General features: G+C 58.7%; 16 protein-coding genes and 3 tRNA genes. 14 read left to right on the forward strand and 5 right to left on the reverse strand.

From position 1 onward, the window contains the following. Nucleotides 1-30 precede the first annotated feature (30 nt). Nucleotides 31-501, forward strand: coding sequence for a DUF2231 domain-containing protein (locus CKA81_RS03310; RefSeq protein WP_128354034.1), 471 nt, complete (start codon nt 31-33; stop codon nt 499-501). 22 nt (nt 502-523) lie between these two features. On the opposite strand, the gene CKA81_RS03315 is transcribed toward CKA81_RS03310, so the two are convergent. Then, a complete protein-coding gene (locus CKA81_RS03315; RefSeq protein ID WP_164878332.1) occupies nt 524-961 on the reverse strand; it encodes a CopD family protein in 438 nt (145 codons plus the stop codon). Nucleotides 962-1129: 168 nt separating this feature from the next. Further along, the gene (locus tag CKA81_RS03320; RefSeq protein ID WP_128354036.1) at nt 1130-1609 is read right to left on the reverse strand and encodes a hemerythrin domain-containing protein; all 480 of its coding nucleotides are present in this window, start codon (nt 1607-1609) and stop codon (nt 1130-1132) included. Between the two features lie 334 nt (nt 1610-1943). Here CKA81_RS03320 and CKA81_RS03325 point away from each other — a divergent pair, with 334 nt between their 5' ends. Continuing rightward, nucleotides 1944-3449, forward strand: a complete 1506-nt coding sequence (locus CKA81_RS03325) for a Fic family protein (protein WP_128354037.1) — start codon at nt 1944-1946, stop codon at nt 3447-3449. Nucleotides 3450-3535: 86 nt separating this feature from the next. Here CKA81_RS03325 and CKA81_RS03330 read toward each other — a convergent pair. Both CKA81_RS03330 and CKA81_RS03335 read right to left on the reverse strand, forming a co-directional pair. Beyond that, a tRNA-Met gene (locus tag CKA81_RS03330) sits at nt 3536-3612 on the reverse strand. A gap of 194 nt (nt 3613-3806) precedes the next feature. Continuing rightward, nucleotides 3807-5510 (reverse strand): FMN-binding glutamate synthase family protein, encoded by a 1704-nt coding sequence (locus CKA81_RS03335; protein ID WP_128354038.1) that lies wholly within the window; start codon nt 5508-5510, stop codon nt 3807-3809. 147 nt (nt 5511-5657) lie between these two features. On the opposite strand from CKA81_RS03335, the gene sugE reads away from it, so the two are divergent. Both sugE and CKA81_RS03345 read left to right on the forward strand, forming a co-directional pair. After that, on the forward strand, nt 5658-5972 hold the full coding sequence (gene sugE / locus CKA81_RS03340) for a quaternary ammonium compound efflux SMR transporter SugE (protein ID WP_128356513.1): 315 nt from the start codon (nt 5658-5660) through the stop codon (nt 5970-5972). Between the two features lie 18 nt (nt 5973-5990). Continuing rightward, nucleotides 5991-6425: a GNAT family N-acetyltransferase gene (locus CKA81_RS03345; RefSeq protein WP_228255774.1), complete on the forward strand. Its 435-nt coding sequence runs from the start codon at nt 5991-5993 to the stop codon at nt 6423-6425. Nucleotides 6426-6539: 114 nt separating this feature from the next. On the opposite strand, the gene CKA81_RS03350 is transcribed toward CKA81_RS03345, so the two are convergent. Further along, a tRNA-Leu gene (locus CKA81_RS03350) sits at nt 6540-6624 on the reverse strand. Nucleotides 6625-6730: 106 nt separating this feature from the next. On the opposite strand from CKA81_RS03350, the gene rnr reads away from it, so the two are divergent. The 10 genes from rnr (at nt 6731) to CKA81_RS03400 (ending at nt 16377) form a co-directional block, all read left to right on the forward strand. After that, nucleotides 6731-9172, forward strand: a complete 2442-nt coding sequence (rnr, locus tag CKA81_RS03355) for a ribonuclease R (protein ID WP_128354039.1) — start codon at nt 6731-6733, stop codon at nt 9170-9172. 70 nt (nt 9173-9242) lie between these two features. Further along, entirely contained in the window at nt 9243-9989 is a 747-nt protein-coding gene (gene rlmB / locus CKA81_RS03360; RefSeq protein ID WP_128354040.1) for a 23S rRNA (guanosine(2251)-2'-O)-methyltransferase RlmB, read from the forward strand. A 76-nt stretch (nt 9990-10065) separates the two neighbouring features. Further along, nucleotides 10066-11295 carry a cystathionine gamma-synthase family protein gene (locus CKA81_RS03365; protein ID WP_128354041.1) on the forward strand — a complete coding sequence of 410 codons (1230 nt, stop codon included), beginning with the start codon at nt 10066-10068 and terminating at the stop codon, nt 11293-11295. Between the two features lie 340 nt (nt 11296-11635). After that, nucleotides 11636-11908 carry an HU family DNA-binding protein gene (locus CKA81_RS03370; protein ID WP_113931454.1) on the forward strand — a complete coding sequence of 91 codons (273 nt, stop codon included), beginning with the start codon at nt 11636-11638 and terminating at the stop codon, nt 11906-11908. Nucleotides 11909-12076: 168 nt separating this feature from the next. Continuing rightward, a tRNA-Val gene (locus tag CKA81_RS03375) sits at nt 12077-12152 on the forward strand. Nucleotides 12153-12372: 220 nt separating this feature from the next. Beyond that, the gene (locus CKA81_RS03380; protein WP_128354042.1) at nt 12373-13227 is read left to right on the forward strand and encodes an energy transducer TonB; all 855 of its coding nucleotides are present in this window, start codon (nt 12373-12375) and stop codon (nt 13225-13227) included. 10 nt (nt 13228-13237) lie between these two features. Beyond that, nucleotides 13238-14125: a MotA/TolQ/ExbB proton channel family protein gene (locus CKA81_RS03385; protein WP_128354043.1), complete on the forward strand. Its 888-nt coding sequence runs from the start codon at nt 13238-13240 to the stop codon at nt 14123-14125. Nucleotides 14126-14128: 3 nt separating this feature from the next. Beyond that, nucleotides 14129-14566: an ExbD/TolR family protein gene (locus CKA81_RS03390; RefSeq protein WP_128354044.1), complete on the forward strand. Its 438-nt coding sequence runs from the start codon at nt 14129-14131 to the stop codon at nt 14564-14566. Between the two features lie 61 nt (nt 14567-14627). Then, entirely contained in the window at nt 14628-15302 is a 675-nt protein-coding gene (locus CKA81_RS03395; protein WP_128354045.1) for a response regulator transcription factor, read from the forward strand. A 16-nt stretch (nt 15303-15318) separates the two neighbouring features. Then, nucleotides 15319-16377 (forward strand): sensor histidine kinase, encoded by a 1059-nt coding sequence (locus CKA81_RS03400; RefSeq protein ID WP_128354046.1) that lies wholly within the window; start codon nt 15319-15321, stop codon nt 16375-16377. The last annotated feature ends 2 nt before the right edge of the window (nt 16378-16379 follow it).

Below are 16379 nucleotides of genomic sequence, written 5' to 3' on the forward strand. Positions count from 1 at the left end.
CCACGGTATGCTTTTTGCTGAACACGCCCCATGAGTAAATTAGAGCAGCCACTAGCCACAGGCACTGGCACCGTCGTCGCCATCAGCCGCCACCCCTTGCATCCCGCATTGGTTACCTTCCCGATTGCCTTGCTGGTTTGCGCGTCGGGCAGTGATGTGGCCTTCGTGCTGCTGGAGGACGACTTCTGGGCACGCATGTCGCTGTGGCTATTGGGCGTTGGCACATTGATGGGCAGCGTCGCAGGCGCGACAGGTACGGTCGAACTGTTGGCAGTGGCCGGCATACGGAACCGCGCGGCGGCCTGGAGCCACTTCGTGATGGCGGTGATGCTGCTGTCTGTCGCGTTCGTCAACTGGTTCTGGCGCTTACCCGACCCAGCCGGCGCCGTGTTCCCTTTGGGGATTTTTCTGTCCTTCCTGGGTGCGCTATTGGTGGGGCTGGCGGGATGGCTGGGCGGGAAGCTGGTCTTCGAAGACCAAGTGGGCGTCCACGGAGAGTAAGGCCGTTGCGCCCCTGCGGGCGCTACCATGGCCCGCCCTCCATGTTGGCAAAGAAGGCCGGTTTGGCAAGCACCAGCCACAACACAGTGGGTATAAGCAATAGCGGAACGATTAACTGCCAACCTGCGATGGTGTGGCGTTGCGCCTTATGCTGCCCTTCGTGACCCAGCAATGCCAGCATGTGGCCGCAGTAAGCATGAAACACGCCCATCAGTGTCACGACCGCCAGCTTGGCAGCCAGCCAGGCGCCCGACGCGTCGGCCACGTAAACCAGGGCCGTGCCCGTCAGGATGGCCAGCACGGCGGCCGGCGATGCGATGCGGGTATAGGCAACGCGACTGATGACGCGCAAGCGGCGTAGCGTCTCTGCGTTGTGCTCCTTGCGGTTCACCATATACAAAACGGGCAAGTACAGCAGCCCGGCACTCCAGATCGTCAGCGTTGCAATGTGCGCGGCCATCAGCCACCCCATGCGGCGGCCTCGTTCAGTCCGTGGCGGGGGCGGTCAGGGGATGGCGGTGTCGGCAGTTGCGCGGATGTTGGTGTTGTCATGGCGGTTCTTGCCTCCGAGATGTGAAAAGGGCCGGCGGAGGCCCGCGACGGGACTTCCCCCGGCCGGCGTGCGCAATCAGGCCGGTAGCGCCGACTGAAGCATTTCTTCCTTGCGCTCGGCCATAGCGGCCGCTATTTCGCGCAGGTCGATCTTTTGCGAGATCACCTTGGGAAACAGCTCGTCCTCTTCTTCGGTGACGTGATGCGCGATGTATTCGCCCAGCACCGTTACTTTGGCCTCGTACAACTCATCTTCCATACTCGCCGCTTGAATTTGTGCGATCAGATCCTTCGCACTGGCGTGCTCAACCAGCGCTTCATTCAGCAGGTCTCCGAAGAGCTCGGGCTTTTGATCCCGAAGGAAGGGGTAGAAGATCTCTTCTTCGATCGCTGCGTGGACCGTAAGCTCCGTACAGACCTCCTGAGCTATTTTCTCCTTCGCCGCGTCGTCCTTTTCGGCCTCGAATTCCTTGAATAGCTTCTTTGCTTTCTTGTGATCGTCAAGAAGGAGGCTTAGTACTTCCTTTTGGGCGGCAGGTATTTGTGATTTGTTCATGCTTGGAGCTCCCTATAAGCGGCTGGGGGATCCAGCCTGCAGTGCAGGGGCAGAGCAAGCGGCATGCCATGCTTGGGGCAACGTGTATGCCAAGTTGAAAGTTGTACCAGCGTGTGGACGGGTGCTAAAGAATAGTCGAAATGAACATTCTTAAGAAGAATAAGACATAAAACCGACAAAAAGTGCTTGAATCATACGTTTTTAAGACAATCTGGCTAGCGGTTTGTGCTGAATCACCCTCGAAGCCGACAAACCTTATATCTGTTGATTAATACATTTTTTCGACAAATAGTGAGACAATAAGATGGTTTTCAGACAGTATGCTGGGTGTGACATGGGAATCAGACAGAAAACCGACCTTTCATTGCCAGAGACTCTCTTTACTGGTAGGGGTGATGCTGCAGCAGACCGCAAAATTCTCCGGTTAGCTAGCGCGGGGCAGTTACGCAAACTCTACCAGGGAGTCTATACCAGCAACCTGGCCAGCCCCCCGGAAATGGTTGTGCTGCGCCATTGGTTGACCATCGTTAGTCATCTGCTGCCTGGTGGTGTCCTCGGCTATCGAAGTGGGTATGACGCAAAGCCCGTTGAAGGGCGCCTCTATGTAACACGCGGAAATCGACCACGAACGCTTGAGCTGCCCGGACTCACCATCAAGGTTATTCCGGGACCCGGCGCGGTCGATGGCGACATGCCCTACAAGAACCTTTTCCTGGCCAGCCAATCCCGCTGGTTGTTGGAGAACATGGCGACTGGCCGTGGTGTAAGTGAAAGAGTGCTTCCCCAGGAGACGCTCGAGGTCGAGCTCGATAAAATTCTTTCGATTCGGGGGGAGCATCGGTTCACCCAACTCAGGGATGCCTGCCGCAGGTTAGCGCACAAGATGGGCCGGGAAAAGGAGTTCAAGCGTCTGGATGGCATCATGGGCGCCTTGCTGGGTACCCACGAGAGCAAAAAGTTACACGGCAAGCAGGCGCTCGCACGCGCCGCGGGCCGTCCCTATGACCCCGACCGTCTAGTGCTGTTCGACACCCTGTTCAGCGGCCTACGGGCCCAGGCCTTGCCGGAGGTGACCGCCACAGCGGAAACAGGAGTCGCACGCGAGAACTTCGCTTTTTTTGAGTCCTACTTCTCGAACTATATCGAAGGCACCACATTCTTGGTCAGCGAGGCCGAGGAAATCGTGTTTGAAGGCAAGCTCATACCGAACCGGACGGAGGACTCTCACGACATTCTGGGTACCTTCCAGGCCGCGATGCAAGCCCCTTGGCGCGACCAACCGGCAAGCTCGGCGGACGACTTCCTGCATTGGCTCAAAAGCGTCAACGCGCTGGTGATGCAGTCCAGGTTGGACAAGAGCCCAGGCGAGTGGAAGAACCAGAACAACCAGGCCGGGGCGACGCTATTCGTGGCCCATGAACTTGTACAAGGCACGCTGCGGGAAGGCTTCGAGCGGATTCAGGCGCTGGAGGATCCCCTTGCCCGCGCGCTGATGACTATGTTCGTTGTCTCCGAGGTTCACCCCTTCAAAGATGGCAACGGCAGAACAGCGCGACTGGCCATGAACAGCGTACTAAGCGCCGCCGGACTTTCGCGCATCATTGTGCCGACGGTCTATCGGGAGGACTATTTGTTGCCGTTGAAGAGCCTGTCGAATCATGCCGACGCCACACCCTACATCCGAGCTATGACTCGCATCCATGCCTGGACGGTGGCCTTTGATTACACCCAACCCCGGCCCGACCTCTATGGGGTGCTCAAGAGGTGCAATGCCTTTGAAGAAGACCTACGAAACTACCGACTGGTGTTCCCCGAGGTCAAATGCCACGTCTCTAAGTAAACATTATTCAATAAATCAATTGCTTATTGTTTTAAAGGACAAAAAAACTGCCCCGAACCTTGCGGTGTCGGGGCAGTTTGTATCCTTGGTGGCGCATCCCTGATTCGAACAGGGGACCTGCGGATTATGATTCCGTCGCTCTAACCGGCTGAGCTAATGCGCCAAAGTCGAGCACTATAGCATATTTTTAATCAAAAGGCCCCGCCTTTTGGCGGGGCCTTACTGCCGGAATGGCAGTGGACACTTGCCTTGGAGGGGCAGTGTAAAAGTAGCGGCCTATGAGGGCTGCTGGACGCCGCCGTTTGGCAGCAACTACACATTAATCCTGATCTGAACGGCGGAATATCAGGGAAAATACTAGGTCTCCAGTAGCGGCGAATTGCGGGCCTTGTTGGCTTCGCTGGCCTCGTCGGGCATGGGGCTGTTGACGTTGCCCGATAGGGCCGCGCTTAGGCTATATAGCGGAGCAAAGGATTCGGCTTGCGCCATCGGCCATGCGGTGCGGAAGATGTTCTGGCGAAACTTGCCTTCCAGCAGTTCGCCTTCTTCCAGGTCTGGAAACAGGGCAGATAGCACCCGGACTTCGCCGTTCGCTATGCGGCGCGCAATATGGTGGGGGCGGAGTTCGCCGGGGTGCTGCAGACCGGCAGCTGCCAGTAGTTCGGCCAGCGCCTTAAGGGTATTTGCGTGGAACCCGGCCACCCGTTGCGACTTGTCGCCGACCACCAGCGCCGCCTGGCGTTTGGGGTCTTGCGTTGTCACCCCGGTGGGGCACTTACCGGTGTGGCAAGTCTGCGCCTGTATACAGCCTATGGCGAACATGAAGCCGCGTGCGCTGTTGCACCAGTCAGCGCCCAGCGCCATCACCCTTGCCATGTCGAAAGCGCTGATGATCTTGCCTGATGCCCCCAGCTTGATGCGATCGCGCAATCCTATGCCGACCAGGGTGTTGTGCACCAGCCGAAGCGCCTCGCGCAGTGGTGTGCCGACATGGTCGACGAATTCGATGGGGGCAGCCCCAGTGCCGCCTTCGGCGCCGTCCACCACGATAAAGTCCGGCGTGATGCCAGTTTTCAGCATGGCCTTGGCAATCGCGAACCATTCCCATGGGTGGCCGATACACATCTTGAAGCCCACAGGCTTGCCGCCTGATAATTCGCGCAGGCGCGCCACGAAGTGCAGGAGCTCGATAGGGGTGGTGAAAGCGTTGTGCCGGGCGGGCGAGTTGCAGTCCTGCCAGGGCGGCACCCCGCGCGCCTCGGCGATTTCCAGGGTGACTTTGGCGCCGGGCAGGATGCCGCCGTGGCCCGGCTTGGCGCCTTGCGACAGCTTGATTTCTATCATCTTGATGCTGTCCTGGCGGGCGCGTTCGGCGAAGGCTTCTTCAGAGAAACTGCCTTTGGCATCGCCGCAGCCGAAATAGCCCGAACCGATGTTCCAGATCAGGTCGCCCTGGTGCTCTAGATGATAGCGACTGACGCCGCCTTCACCAGTATCGTGCGCGAACTTGCCCAAATTGGCACCCTTGTTCAGGGCCAGCACGGCGTTGGCCGACAGGGCGCCGAAACTCATGGCCGAAATATTCAGTACAGACAGCGAGTACGGCTGGGTGCAATCCGGGCCGCCTACAGTAATACGGAAATCGCTGTCGGTCGGGCGGGACGGTTCCATGGAATGATTGATCCATTCGTAACCGCTTTGGTAGACATTCTGTTGGGTGCCAAAAGGGCGCTTGTCGACTTCCTGCTTGGCTCGTTGGTACACCAGCGACCTGTCTGCGCGTGAGAAGGGCAGCGAAGTGGTGTCATCTTCAAAGAAGTATTGTCGTAGTTCCGGACGTATCGACTCGAAGAAAAAGCGCAGGTTGCCGATGACGGGATAATTACGACGTATGGCGTGCCGTGTCTGGTTGAGGTCCCGAAAACCCAGCCCGACCAATCCCGCACAGACGGCTGCGGGGGCGAACCACAGGGCGTTGTTCCAGAGGCCCAGGCCCAGGAACACCAGGCCGGCCAAGGCAATAAAATAAAAGGCGGTATAGCGGGTCAGCAGCCGGTTCATAGGATTCCTGTGGTTAGTATTGCTTGCCCGATAGTAGAATGCTTGTCTTTCAAACTGCAAGGACGACCTTGCCGCGCTTTTGTCGTGGGATGATCAGCGCGCCTATGCCGGGGACGGCCCCGTAGGAGTTCACCGATGTCTGCATCCATGTCGTGGCTGATCTTGCTTGTTGCGGGCCTGTTTGAAATAGGCTGGGCGATTGGCTTGAAGTACACCGAAGGCTTTACACGCTTGTGGCCCACCATCGGCACGGTGGTGTCCATGGTGGTCAGTGTTGTGCTGCTGGGCATTGCCTTGAAACAACTGCCTGTGGGCTCGGCTTACGCTGTCTGGGTAGGTGTTGGCGCCGTTGGAACGGTTATATTGGGGATACTGTTATTGGGCGAGTCGGCCAGTGTTTTTCGTCTGGTCAGCGTGGGTCTTATTATCGCTGGCATCATCGGTCTGAAGCTTGCCACCTGATGCCATACGGAGCCTGACGTGAGCCGGAAGATTAGAATTGTTGTGGGTGATTGGAATACCTGTCGTACTGACGCCATGGCGGTGCGCCATGTCGTATTCGTGCAAGAGCAGCACGTTCCAGCCGAACTTGAAATGGACGACCAGGACGAACACTGCGTGCACGCCGTGGCCTACGATGACCGCAACACGCCCGTCGGAACAGGGCGGTTGCTTCCCAATGCCCATATCGGACGGATGGCCGTTTTGGCGGCGCATCGACGCGACGGCGTGGGCTCCCGTCTGCTTAACGCGCTGGTCAACGAGGCGCGCCGTCGCCATTACCTGGAAGTGGTCTTGTCGGCGCAGCTGCACGCCCTGGACTTCTACGCACGTCACGGTTTTGTGGCCGAAGGCGAGGTCTATCTTGATGCCGGCATTCAGCACGTGACAATGCGTCACGCACTGACTGCTTAGCTGCGTACTGGGCAGGCAAGTTGCTTGCTGCTTCATGCCCGAGACACCGCGCTTGCGCCCAAAACAAAAAACCTCGTAATCGATAAAGATTACGAGGTTTCTCGTTTACAACTATGGTGCCCAGGAGAGGACTCGAACCTCCACACCTTGCGGCACATGGACCTGAACCATGCGCGTCTACCAATTCCGCCACCTGGGCATAAAGTGTATGCTATCGCTTTACCGATTACTGCGTTTGCGTTTCGCGACTACATCTTTAAGAGGCGCAAAGTATAACGGATTTTTTTAATGAATGGAAACCACCTTTGATCAAACGATCTAAAAAAGACACAAATAACAAAGAAGCATCGTCTGGGAAGCAGGACCTACCCCCGGATTTCGATCCCGAGGTACCCAGCCGAGAAGTCATCCTGCAGCAGTTGCGGTCGCATAAAAAGCCTGTCAGCCCAGAAGATCTGGCACAGGTGCTGGGTTCCGAACTGCCCATGTCTATTGGCCTGGAACGTCGGCTCAAAGCCATGGAACGCGACAGCCAGGTGGTGTCCGATGCACAAGGTCGGTTGCAGTTGAACAGCAAATCTGAATTCATCGCCGGAAAAGTACAGGGTCATCGAGATGGCTTTGGCTTCCTGATACGCGAAGACGGTGGCCCCGATCTATTCCTTTCTCCTCGCGAAATGCTCAAGGTCATGCACGGCGACCGTGTCTTGGCCAAGCCCGATGGCGAGTACCGCGGCAAGCCTGAAGCCACCATCGTTGAGGTCGTGGAAAGGCGCACCGATAAACTGGTAGGGCGCTTTCTTAAAGAGCGCGGTGCTTTCATTGTGGTGCCCGAAGATCAACGCATCAAGCGCGACATTCTGGTGCCCGCCTCCGACACCGGTGGGGCCGAGCATGGCCAGGTGGTATCCATACAGATCGTCGAGCAGCCCACCCGCCATACCCAGCCACTGGGCCGGGTCGTGGAAGTGTTGGGCGAAATCGACGACCCCGGCATGGAGATCGAAATTGCTGTCCGCAAATTCGATGTGCCGCACGAGTTTTCCGAAACGGCCTTGAAGCAGGCTGCGGCGCTACCCAGCACGGTCCGGCCGGTCGATATGAAGGGCCGGGTCGATTTGCGCGATGTGCCCTTCGTAACGATAGACGGCGAAGACGCCCGCGACTTCGACGACGCGGTGTTTTGCACACCGGTGGAGCTCGGCACCGAAAAGCGTAAACGGCCTGGCTGGCGTCTGCTGGTAGCCATCGCCGACGTTACCCACTATGTGAAGCCGGGCGACGCCATTGACGAAAATGCCGTCGAACGCGGCACCAGTGTTTACTTTCCGCGTCGCGTCATACCGATGCTGCCCGAGGCCCTGTCCAACGGCATCTGCTCGCTGAACCCCGATGTTGATCGCCTGGTACTAGTGTGCGATATGGTGATTGCGGCTACGGGAACCAAGGCGGGCAGCATCAGTGCCTACCAGTTCTACGACGCCGTTATCCATTCCCACGCTCGCACCACCTACACGGACGTATGGGAAGCGCTGCAACAGCCCACGGGGCCGGCGGCCACGTCCATGAAAGCCGTGTTGCCGCATCTGCAGAACCTTTACGAGCTTTATCAGTTGTTTGCGGAGGCGCGGAAAAAGCGTGGCGCCATCGATTTCGACACGGTCGAAACGCGCATCGTGTGTAATCCGCTGGGCAAGATCGAACGCATCGAAGCCTATACACGCAACGACGCCCATAAGCTGATCGAAGAATGCATGCTGGCTGCCAATACTTGCGCGGCCGAGTTCATGACGCGCAACAAGCGTCTGGGCCTGTATCGCGTACACGAAGGCCCCACGCCCGAGAAACTGCAGGCGCTGCGCGACTATCTGCGCAATCTGGGGCTGACGCTGGATGGCGGAGACGACCCGTCCACCGACGACTATGCCCGTCTGATCAAGGCCGCACGCAACCGCCCGGACTTCGAAATTATTCAAACCATGTGCCTGCGTTCTTTGCAGCAAGCCATCTACAGCCCCGAGCAAGTCGGACACTTCGGCTTGTCTTACGAGCATTACGCACACTTTACGTCGCCCATACGTCGATACCCCGATCTGCTGACCCACCGGGTCATCAAGGGCGTGTTGCGCGGGAAGCGCTATGTCCCTCAAGTGGACGACATCAGCAGCGTGGCGGCCTTGCCGCGCACCGAGCGCGAGCACGCCATTTGGGAGAAGCTGGGCTTGCTGTTGTCGGCCCGCGAACGCCGCGCCGACGATGCCTCGCGCGATGTTGAAGCCTGGCTGAAGTGCTGGTTCGTGAAGGAACATGTTGGCGAAGTGTTCAGCGGACGCGTCACGGGCGTGGCGACATTCGGTATTTTCATTACGCTGGATACCCTCTTTGTAGAGGGCATGGTGCATGTGTCCGAACTGGGCTCCGATTATTTCCAGTACAACGAAGCCATGCACGAGTTGCGCGGCGAGCGCACAGGCATACGTTACCGCCTGACGGATGCCGTACAGGTGCAGGTGGCTCGTGTCGACCTGGAAGCACGCCGCATCGAATTCCGCCTGGTCAAGGGCACTGGCTTCAAAGAGCTGAAGGCTTCCATCGAAACCGAAGCGCCAGCCGAACGACGTGTTAAACGCGCAGCCTCCAGCAAACCGGATGCGCTGAAGGGCACTACGTCGCGCCAACGCCGGGCCGCGGCCAAGCGCAGCACCAAAACCGCCGCCCCCAAAAAGGCAGGAAAAAGCCGACACTGACGGCTGGCGTTAAAATGTGAGCGCCGTAGGCCCGGCTGGGCGGCGGCGTCATCACTCTACAAGGAACACCATGTCGTCTCACCAGGTCCTGACCGGCTTCCACGCGGTCGTTGCGCGCTTGCGCCACGCGCCGGACTCCATCAAAGAACTCTATGTAGAGGCGTCGCGCCGCGACAAGCGCATGCAGGGCTTTATTGAGCAAGCCCAGGCGGCCAACATCAAGGTGCGCCCGGTGGCTACCGATCGGCTCGATGGCCTGGCGCGAGGCACCCGACATCAAGGCGTAGTGGCCCTCGCGGAAGCGCGGACACTGGCGCTCGATGTCGACGAAGTGCTTGATCTCTTGGAAGACAGGGCCGAGCCGGCATTGTTCCTGATTCTTGACGGGGTGACAGATCCTCATAATCTGGGTGCCTGCTTGCGCACTGCGGATGCGGCCGGTGTCCATGCCGTGATTGCACCGCGCGATCGCGCGGTAGGCTTGAACAGCACGGTTCAGCGCGTGGCGTCCGGCGCCGCCGAGACCGTCCCTTATATTATGGTCACCAATCTTGCACGGACCATGCGGCAACTGAAGGCGCGTGATGTCTGGCTGGTAGGCACCGATGACGAGGCCAGCGCCAGCATGCATCAGGTCGATGCGCGTCGTGCCATGGCGTGGGTCATGGGCGCGGAAGGCGAAGGCATGCGCCGGCTTACCCGAGAAACCTGCGACGAACTCGTGACCATACCCATGCTGGGTTCGGTTGAAAGCCTTAACGTCAGTGTGGCCAGTGCGGTCTGCTTGTACGAATCCGTGCGTCAGCGCCAGACCTAATGGCGTACCCGGCGCCCGTCCGCTGACGGCGGCGCACTTATTCCACCCCGATCCCTCCAATTGCTGACATCTCATCATGGCTAATAACGGCTTTACCACCACCATTCTTCACTCTGATCGGCGCGCTTCCGTCGAGCATGGCGCTATTCATAAGCCTATGCACCCCTCGGCGGAATACGCCTTTGCCGATGCTCGTGAGCTTGCTGCGGTGTTCCAGGGCAAGGCCGGCTTTACCTATGCGCGTCAGGGCACGCCCACCACCGCAGCGCTGGAACAGAAGATCACGCAGATGGAAGAGGGCGCGGGTACGGTCAGCTTCGCTACGGGTATGGCTGCGCTGGCTGCGACCTTTTTCACGCTATTGAAGGCGGGCGACCATTTAATCAGCGGTCAACATATTTTCGGCAACACCAATAGCTTGTTCGGCACGCTGGCCGGTCTGGGTGTCCAGATCAGCTTCGTCGATACGGCCGATGTGGCGGCAGTCCAGGCGGCCTGGCGTCCGCAAACGCGCATGGTCTTTGCAGAAGCGTTGGCCAACCCTGGTACGCAGATTCCAGATATGGAAGCCATAGGCAACTGGTGCCGCGAAAAAAATCTGGTGTACGTGCTGGACAACACCCTGGTCACGCCATTACTGCTGCGTGGTAAATCGGTTGGCGCCTCGCTGGTCGTGAACTCGCTGTCCAAACACATAGGCGGCCATGGCAATGCGCTGGGCGGCGCAGTAACCGATACGGGCCTGTACGACTGGTCGTCCTACGAGAATATTGCCGAGCCTTATCGCAAGGGTAGTCCGACCTCCTGGGGCCTGACTCAAATCAAGAAGAAAGGGCTGCGCGATATGGGTGGTACCTTGTCTTCCGAGGCGGCACATCGCATCGCCACGGGTGCCGAGACCTTGTCGCTGCGCATGGAAAAGGCTTGCAGCAATGCACTGGCGCTGGCCCAAGCGCTGAGCCAGCATCCCAAGGTTGCCAAGATCCATTATCCGGGCTTGGCCAACCATCCCCAACATCAGCGGGCCACACAGCTTTTTGGCGGACGCTATGGCGCCCTGATGGGTATCGAACTGGTCGATGAGATCGACGTGTTTGATTTTCTGAATCGACTCAAGGTCCTGGTGCTTGCGACGCACTTGGGCGACAACCGGACATTGGTGTTGCCCATGGCCCATACGATCTACTACGAGATGGGTCCGCAGCGGCGCGCCGAGATGGGTATCTCGGATAACTTCTTGCGCGTGTCTATCGGCATTGAAGACATCGCCGATTTGCTGGCCGATTTCGAACAGGCGCTGCGCTAGGCCGAGAATATCGCGACCGCTTTTACCATAAGCAGGGCCTTGCTAGAGCATTGACATCACAATCTTTGCAAAAACTTTGCGACTTGGTGTGGAAATACAAAAATGTCAGTAACGATGCGGGTTTTGGGGGCTTTTCCGCTTGACAGCCCTGTCTTTCAAAGGCTTAATACGCGATAGCCAGCCGAGTGACAATATGCATCAGCGCGCCACCCGGTTGCATCCGCATGATCCACTGCGGGTTATACGAAAGGCACTGATGTACCTCGTATTTTTTTCACCAAGCGTCAGGCCGGCCCTTCGGTCCCCACCTGACTACAATAATTTTTAGGGGTAATCCTTAATGAACAAAACAGAGCTTATCGAACACATATCCACCAAAGCCGATCTGTCGAAAGCCGATGCCGGCCGCGCCCTTGAAGCTTTTATCGGCGCCGTCAAAACCACACTAAAAAAGAAGGGCTCGGTAACGCTGGTGGGGTTCGGAACCTTCGCGGTGTCAGAGCGCGCAGCTCGTACTGGCCGCAACCCACGTACTGGCGAAGCCATCAAAATCAAGAAGGCCAAGGTACCCAAGTTCCGTCCGGGTAAGGCACTGAAAGACGCTGTAAACTAAGACGCTTGGTTTGCAATGCCAAAGCTGATGAAGTATAATTTTTGACTTTACAGCGTTTGGTGGCGCTAGCATTTATTGCGGTTAAGCCAGAGGTTAAGCCAAATGCAGTCAGCCCCATAAAGGTGGCCCCAATAGGATAAGTGCAGGCGGTTAATGCACACCCGAATTGGGTGCTTAGCTCAGTTGGTAGAGCGGCGCCCTTACAAGGCGTAGGTCGGCGGTTCGAACCCGTCAGCACCCACCAGGCATTGCAAGCGTATAGATATCAGCAAGAAGGCACTTAAGGAAACTTAGGTGCCTTTTTTGTTGCGTGAATGCGGAACCCGGCCCGACTAAGAACCTTCTAAAAGCGGGCTCGATAATATTGCGAATAGTTCGCATTACTGTTAATATCTGTGCCTCTTTCAAGCAGCAGCTGTTTGTGCACGATACTGACGCTGTGCCACTTTTTCAATTCGGGATTCATGTCGCGTTTTCGTGTTCAACCGAGCCACCGTGCCTTCATTGTGAAGGCTGTGGGCGCCGTCGTGGCGGCCGGCTTGCATTTGGCGGTGCTGGGCGCCATTCTCGTCTCGCCGCCCAGCAAGCCAGAGATCGAACTACCCGAGGCGGTTGAGGTGCGATTTGTAGAGATCGACGACGAGGTGGTCGACGCAGCGCCGGAAGCCTTGCCCGAGATTCCAGAGCCCGAGCCCATCATCGAACCCGACCCCATCATCGAACCGGAGCCGGTCGTCGAGCCAGAGCCTATTATTGAGCCCGAGCCCGTCATCGAGCCTAAACCCGAACCCGAACCCGAACCCGAACCCGAACCCGAGCCGGTCATCGAAGAGCCCGAGCCTGAAGCCATCACGCCCGAGCCGCCGCCTCCGCCCAAGCCGGAGCCCAAACCCAAACCCAAGCCTGAGCCCAAGCCGCGCCCCAAGCCCGTGGTGAAGCCGGCGCCCAAGCCGGTTAGCCGGCCACCTGCGCAACCGGTCGCCAGAACTGTTGCGCCAGCCGTTCCCAAGGCACCCGAGAAGCCGGTGGATCCGGACCGACCACGCATGATCGGCAAGGTGGATTACCTGGGGCGCCGACCTGCACCTGTTTATCCGCGGGCCTCAGAGCGTCGTGGCGAGCAGGGCCGTGTTGTTGTGCGGGTGTTGATCTCGCCCCAAGGTTCCGTGCTGGACGTTACCGTACGCAAGTCGTCCGGCCATGAGCGCCTGGACGAAGCGGCCGTGACAGCGGCGAGCAAGGCGCGTTTCAAGCCATATACCGAAAACGGCGTTGCCTATCGCGCGATGGCCGACATCCCTTTTGATTTCGTTTTATAGGACACAAGCTATGCTGGATTTGCTTAACAGTGCGCTGCAGGTGCTAGGCCAGCTTGCCGACACGGCACCGGCTGCACAGTCGGCGGCGGCCGCTGCGACGGACCTGGCCGCCGCCAGTGCAGCCGCCGTGCCGCCCGTCGCCCAAATGGGTACGACTGCCGCCGACGTGGCGCAGGGCGGCATGCTGCATTTCATTTCGGAAAGCGATGTGGTGGGCAAATCTTTGTTCGCCATTTTGGTGCTTATGTCGCTGACGAGCTGGTACCTCATTTTCGTCAAGTCTTATCTGAATGCGCGCATACGAAGCAGATCGAATAAGTTCCTGCGAGAGTTCTGGGCAGCCAGCTCGCTGGAGCAGGTCGAGAACGAGATCACCACGCACGGCGCTTCCGAACCCTTCGCTCATGTGGCCAGCCACGCCATTCATGCGCGCAACCATCATGCCAAGTATGGCGCGATGAAGCTGGAAGAGAAGGGGTCCACTGGCGCGTTCGTGACCCGCACCATACGCAAGGTCATCGATGAAGAAACTGCCAAGCTTGAGAACGGACTGACGGTGCTGGCCTCAATAGGGTCGACGGCTCCGTTCGTTGGCCTGTTCGGCACGGTGTGGGGCGTCTATCACGCACTGATCGGCATCGGCCTGGCCGATGGCGTGACGGTAAACCGCATCGCCACGCCGGTGGGCGAGGCCCTGATCATGACCGGATTGGGGTTGGCAGTGGCGATTCCCGCCGTGCTGGCCTATAACGGCTTTGTCCGCGGCAATCGCGTATATCTGGCCAGGCTGGATGCCTTCGCGCATGATTTGTTTACTTTCCTATCCACCGGGCAACAGGCGTTTGAATCGTCCGGCAAGGTGCGACATGTGACGCTGGCCGCGTCCAAAAGCGAGTAAGCCATGGCATTTGGAAGCTTCGACAACAGCAAGGGCACCACCCATACCATGGCCGAGATCAACATGGTGCCGCTGATCGACGTGATGCTGGTGCTGCTGGTGATCTTCATCATTACCGCACCGCTGCTTAGCCATTCGATCAAGATCAATGTGCCCCAGGCCAGCGCCCAGCCGGTTCAACAGGAGCCGGTGGTGATCGACCTGGCAGTGGACGCCCAGGGCCAGTTGTTCTGGAACGAAGAGGCCGTGAGCATCGACCAGTTGACCAGCAAATTCGCCGGCCAGGCTGCTCTGGAACCGCAACCCGAACTTCGCATCCGTGCCGACCTGAACACCCGTTACGAGGTGCTCGCACAGGTGATGAGCAGCGCCAAGGCTGCCGGCTTGAAGAAGTTGGGCTTCATTACCCGACCCGCCGACAATGCCGCGTCAGGCTTGTAACGCCGGCGTGGGTGTGCGGGCATTTATACCGGCGGGTCAGTCTTCGAGCTAGAATCACAGCATGCGAGTTCTAGTAATCGAAGACGACACGACCTTGGGCCATGCCTTGCAAGAGTTCCTGGTCGAACAAGGTTATGCAGTCGACTGGCTTACCGCCGGTGAACAGGTTGCCGGCGCCGTGGCCGGACAAAGCTACGACCTGCTGCTGCTCGATCTGAACCTTCCGGGTCTAAGTGGCCTGGAGGTTTTGCGCCAATTGCGCGCCAACAACGAACAAGTGCCTGTACTGATACTTACCGCGCGTGATGGCGTGGAGGACCGCGTGGCGGGGCTGGATGCGGGCGCCGACGATTACGTCACCAAGCCGTTCGAGCTTGCCGAATTGGCAGCTCGCGTACGCGCGTTCGGACGGCGTCGCGCCGGGCAGGCCCGCCCGTTGATCGAAGCCGGTTGCCTGGTATTCGATTCCGTCGGACGGGAAGTGCGGGCCAACGGCAATCGTCTGGCCTTGTCGGTGCGCGAACTGTCGGTACTCGAGATGCTCATGGCGCGCGCTGGCCGTGTAGTCACCAAGCGACAGATCGTCAATTCGCTATCGGCCTGGGATGCTGACTTCAGCGAGAACGCCGTCGAAGTCTATGTGTATCGCTTGCGCAAGCGGCTGGAAGGCACGGGCGCCGGTATACAGACGATACGCGGCTTCGGCTATCTGCTTGATACCGAAAGTGCTGGATAAATTAAGAAAGGCCTGGATGCCGCCGGGATCGCTCGCCCGCCGCCTGGTTCTTCGCCTGTTCCCCGCCGTGGTTGTCCTGGTGCTGCTGGATATCTCCGCCACCTGGGTGATGACGCGCAAGATGAGCCTGGAGGCCTGGCTGCTGCAAGACATTTTCTGGACCATGGTCATCAGCCAAGTGGCGCTGGTTTCCGTGTTTGCCTGGGTGCTGATCTCGGGTGTGCGCTCGGGGCTGGCTTCCATCAACCGACTTTCCCAGGAAATCAATCAACGTTCCATCGAAGACCTCCAGCCGCTGGATGCAGGGGGCCTGCCCAGCGAGGTCGCTCCGATGGTGGCGCATTTCAACGACTTGTTGCTGCGTCTGGATGATTCCATGCAGGCGCAGCGTCGCTTTATCGGCCACGCGGCACACCAGTTGCGCACGCCGCTGACTGGGCTGAAGCTGGAGCTTGAACTGATGCTGACGCGCAATCTGCCGGACGACGTGCGCGAGCGTGCCGAGCGCATCAAGCTGGTTACCGACAGAATGATACGGCTGGGCCAGCAACTGCTGGTTCTGGCGCGGGCAGACTCCTCTACCCGCCCGCAAGACAGCTTCGTGCGCACTGACCTATGCGAGTGGGTGCGAGTCAGCGCTGCTGAATGGATACCCTTGGCACGCCGCAAGCAGATCGAAGTCAATCTATTCGCGCCCGAGACGCCGGTCTGGGTCGATGTTGACTCCATCCTGCTGGAAGAGCTGCTTAGCAACCTTATCGACAACGCCTTGCGCTATGGCACGGGAGCCACGGAAATCAACCTGAAGGTCGGGGCCAATCCGCCTTCGCTCTCTGTCGAAGATAATGGACCCGGCATTGCGCAAGATGATGCCGCCCGCGTCTTTGAGGCCTTCTATCGTTCTTCGCGAGTAGGCGTGGAAGGGTCGGGCCTGGGCTTGGCTATTGTGCGCGAGATCGCCAGGGCCCACGGAGCGTGGTGGAGCCTGAACAGCCAGCCCGACTTCCCGGGGACGCGCGTCACTGTCGTATTCCCAGGGCCGCGCATAGGCGCAAAATTGAAAAGACAAGAATAGAG

This window comes from Pollutimonas thiosulfatoxidans (genome assembly GCF_004022565.1).
Taxonomy (GTDB): Bacteria; Pseudomonadota; Gammaproteobacteria; order Burkholderiales; family Burkholderiaceae_B; genus Pusillimonas_D; species Pusillimonas_D thiosulfatoxidans.

What these genes read in the sequence shown, in the direction of transcription:
- CKA81_RS03385 (WP_128354043.1), top strand. Translation starts at nt 13,238, where the DNA reads ATGCTGGATTTGCTTAACAGTGCGCTGCAGGTGCTAGGCCAGCTTGCC.
- CKA81_RS03370 (WP_113931454.1), top strand. Translation starts at nt 11,636, where the DNA reads ATGAACAAAACAGAGCTTATCGAACACATATCCACCAAAGCCGATCTG.
- CKA81_RS03315 (WP_164878332.1), bottom strand. Translation starts at nt 961, where the DNA reads ATGGCCGCGCACATTGCAACGCTGACGATCTGGAGTGCCGGGCTGCTG.
- CKA81_RS03395 (WP_128354045.1), top strand. Translation starts at nt 14,628, where the DNA reads ATGCGAGTTCTAGTAATCGAAGACGACACGACCTTGGGCCATGCCTTG.
- CKA81_RS03335 (WP_128354038.1), bottom strand. Translation starts at nt 5,510, where the DNA reads ATGAACCGGCTGCTGACCCGCTATACCGCCTTTTATTTTATTGCCTTG.
- CKA81_RS03325 (WP_128354037.1), top strand. Translation starts at nt 1,944, where the DNA reads ATGGGAATCAGACAGAAAACCGACCTTTCATTGCCAGAGACTCTCTTT.
- CKA81_RS03390 (WP_128354044.1), top strand. Translation starts at nt 14,129, where the DNA reads ATGGCATTTGGAAGCTTCGACAACAGCAAGGGCACCACCCATACCATG.
- rlmB (WP_128354040.1), top strand. Translation starts at nt 9,243, where the DNA reads ATGTCGTCTCACCAGGTCCTGACCGGCTTCCACGCGGTCGTTGCGCGC.
- CKA81_RS03365 (WP_128354041.1), top strand. Translation starts at nt 10,066, where the DNA reads ATGGCTAATAACGGCTTTACCACCACCATTCTTCACTCTGATCGGCGC.
- CKA81_RS03320 (WP_128354036.1), bottom strand. Translation starts at nt 1,609, where the DNA reads ATGAACAAATCACAAATACCTGCCGCCCAAAAGGAAGTACTAAGCCTC.
- CKA81_RS03380 (WP_128354042.1), top strand. Translation starts at nt 12,373, where the DNA reads ATGTCGCGTTTTCGTGTTCAACCGAGCCACCGTGCCTTCATTGTGAAG.
- CKA81_RS03310 (WP_128354034.1), top strand. Translation starts at nt 31, where the DNA reads ATGAGTAAATTAGAGCAGCCACTAGCCACAGGCACTGGCACCGTCGTC.
- sugE (WP_128356513.1), top strand. Translation starts at nt 5,658, where the DNA reads ATGTCGTGGCTGATCTTGCTTGTTGCGGGCCTGTTTGAAATAGGCTGG.
- CKA81_RS03400 (WP_128354046.1), top strand. Translation starts at nt 15,319, where the DNA reads ATGCCGCCGGGATCGCTCGCCCGCCGCCTGGTTCTTCGCCTGTTCCCC.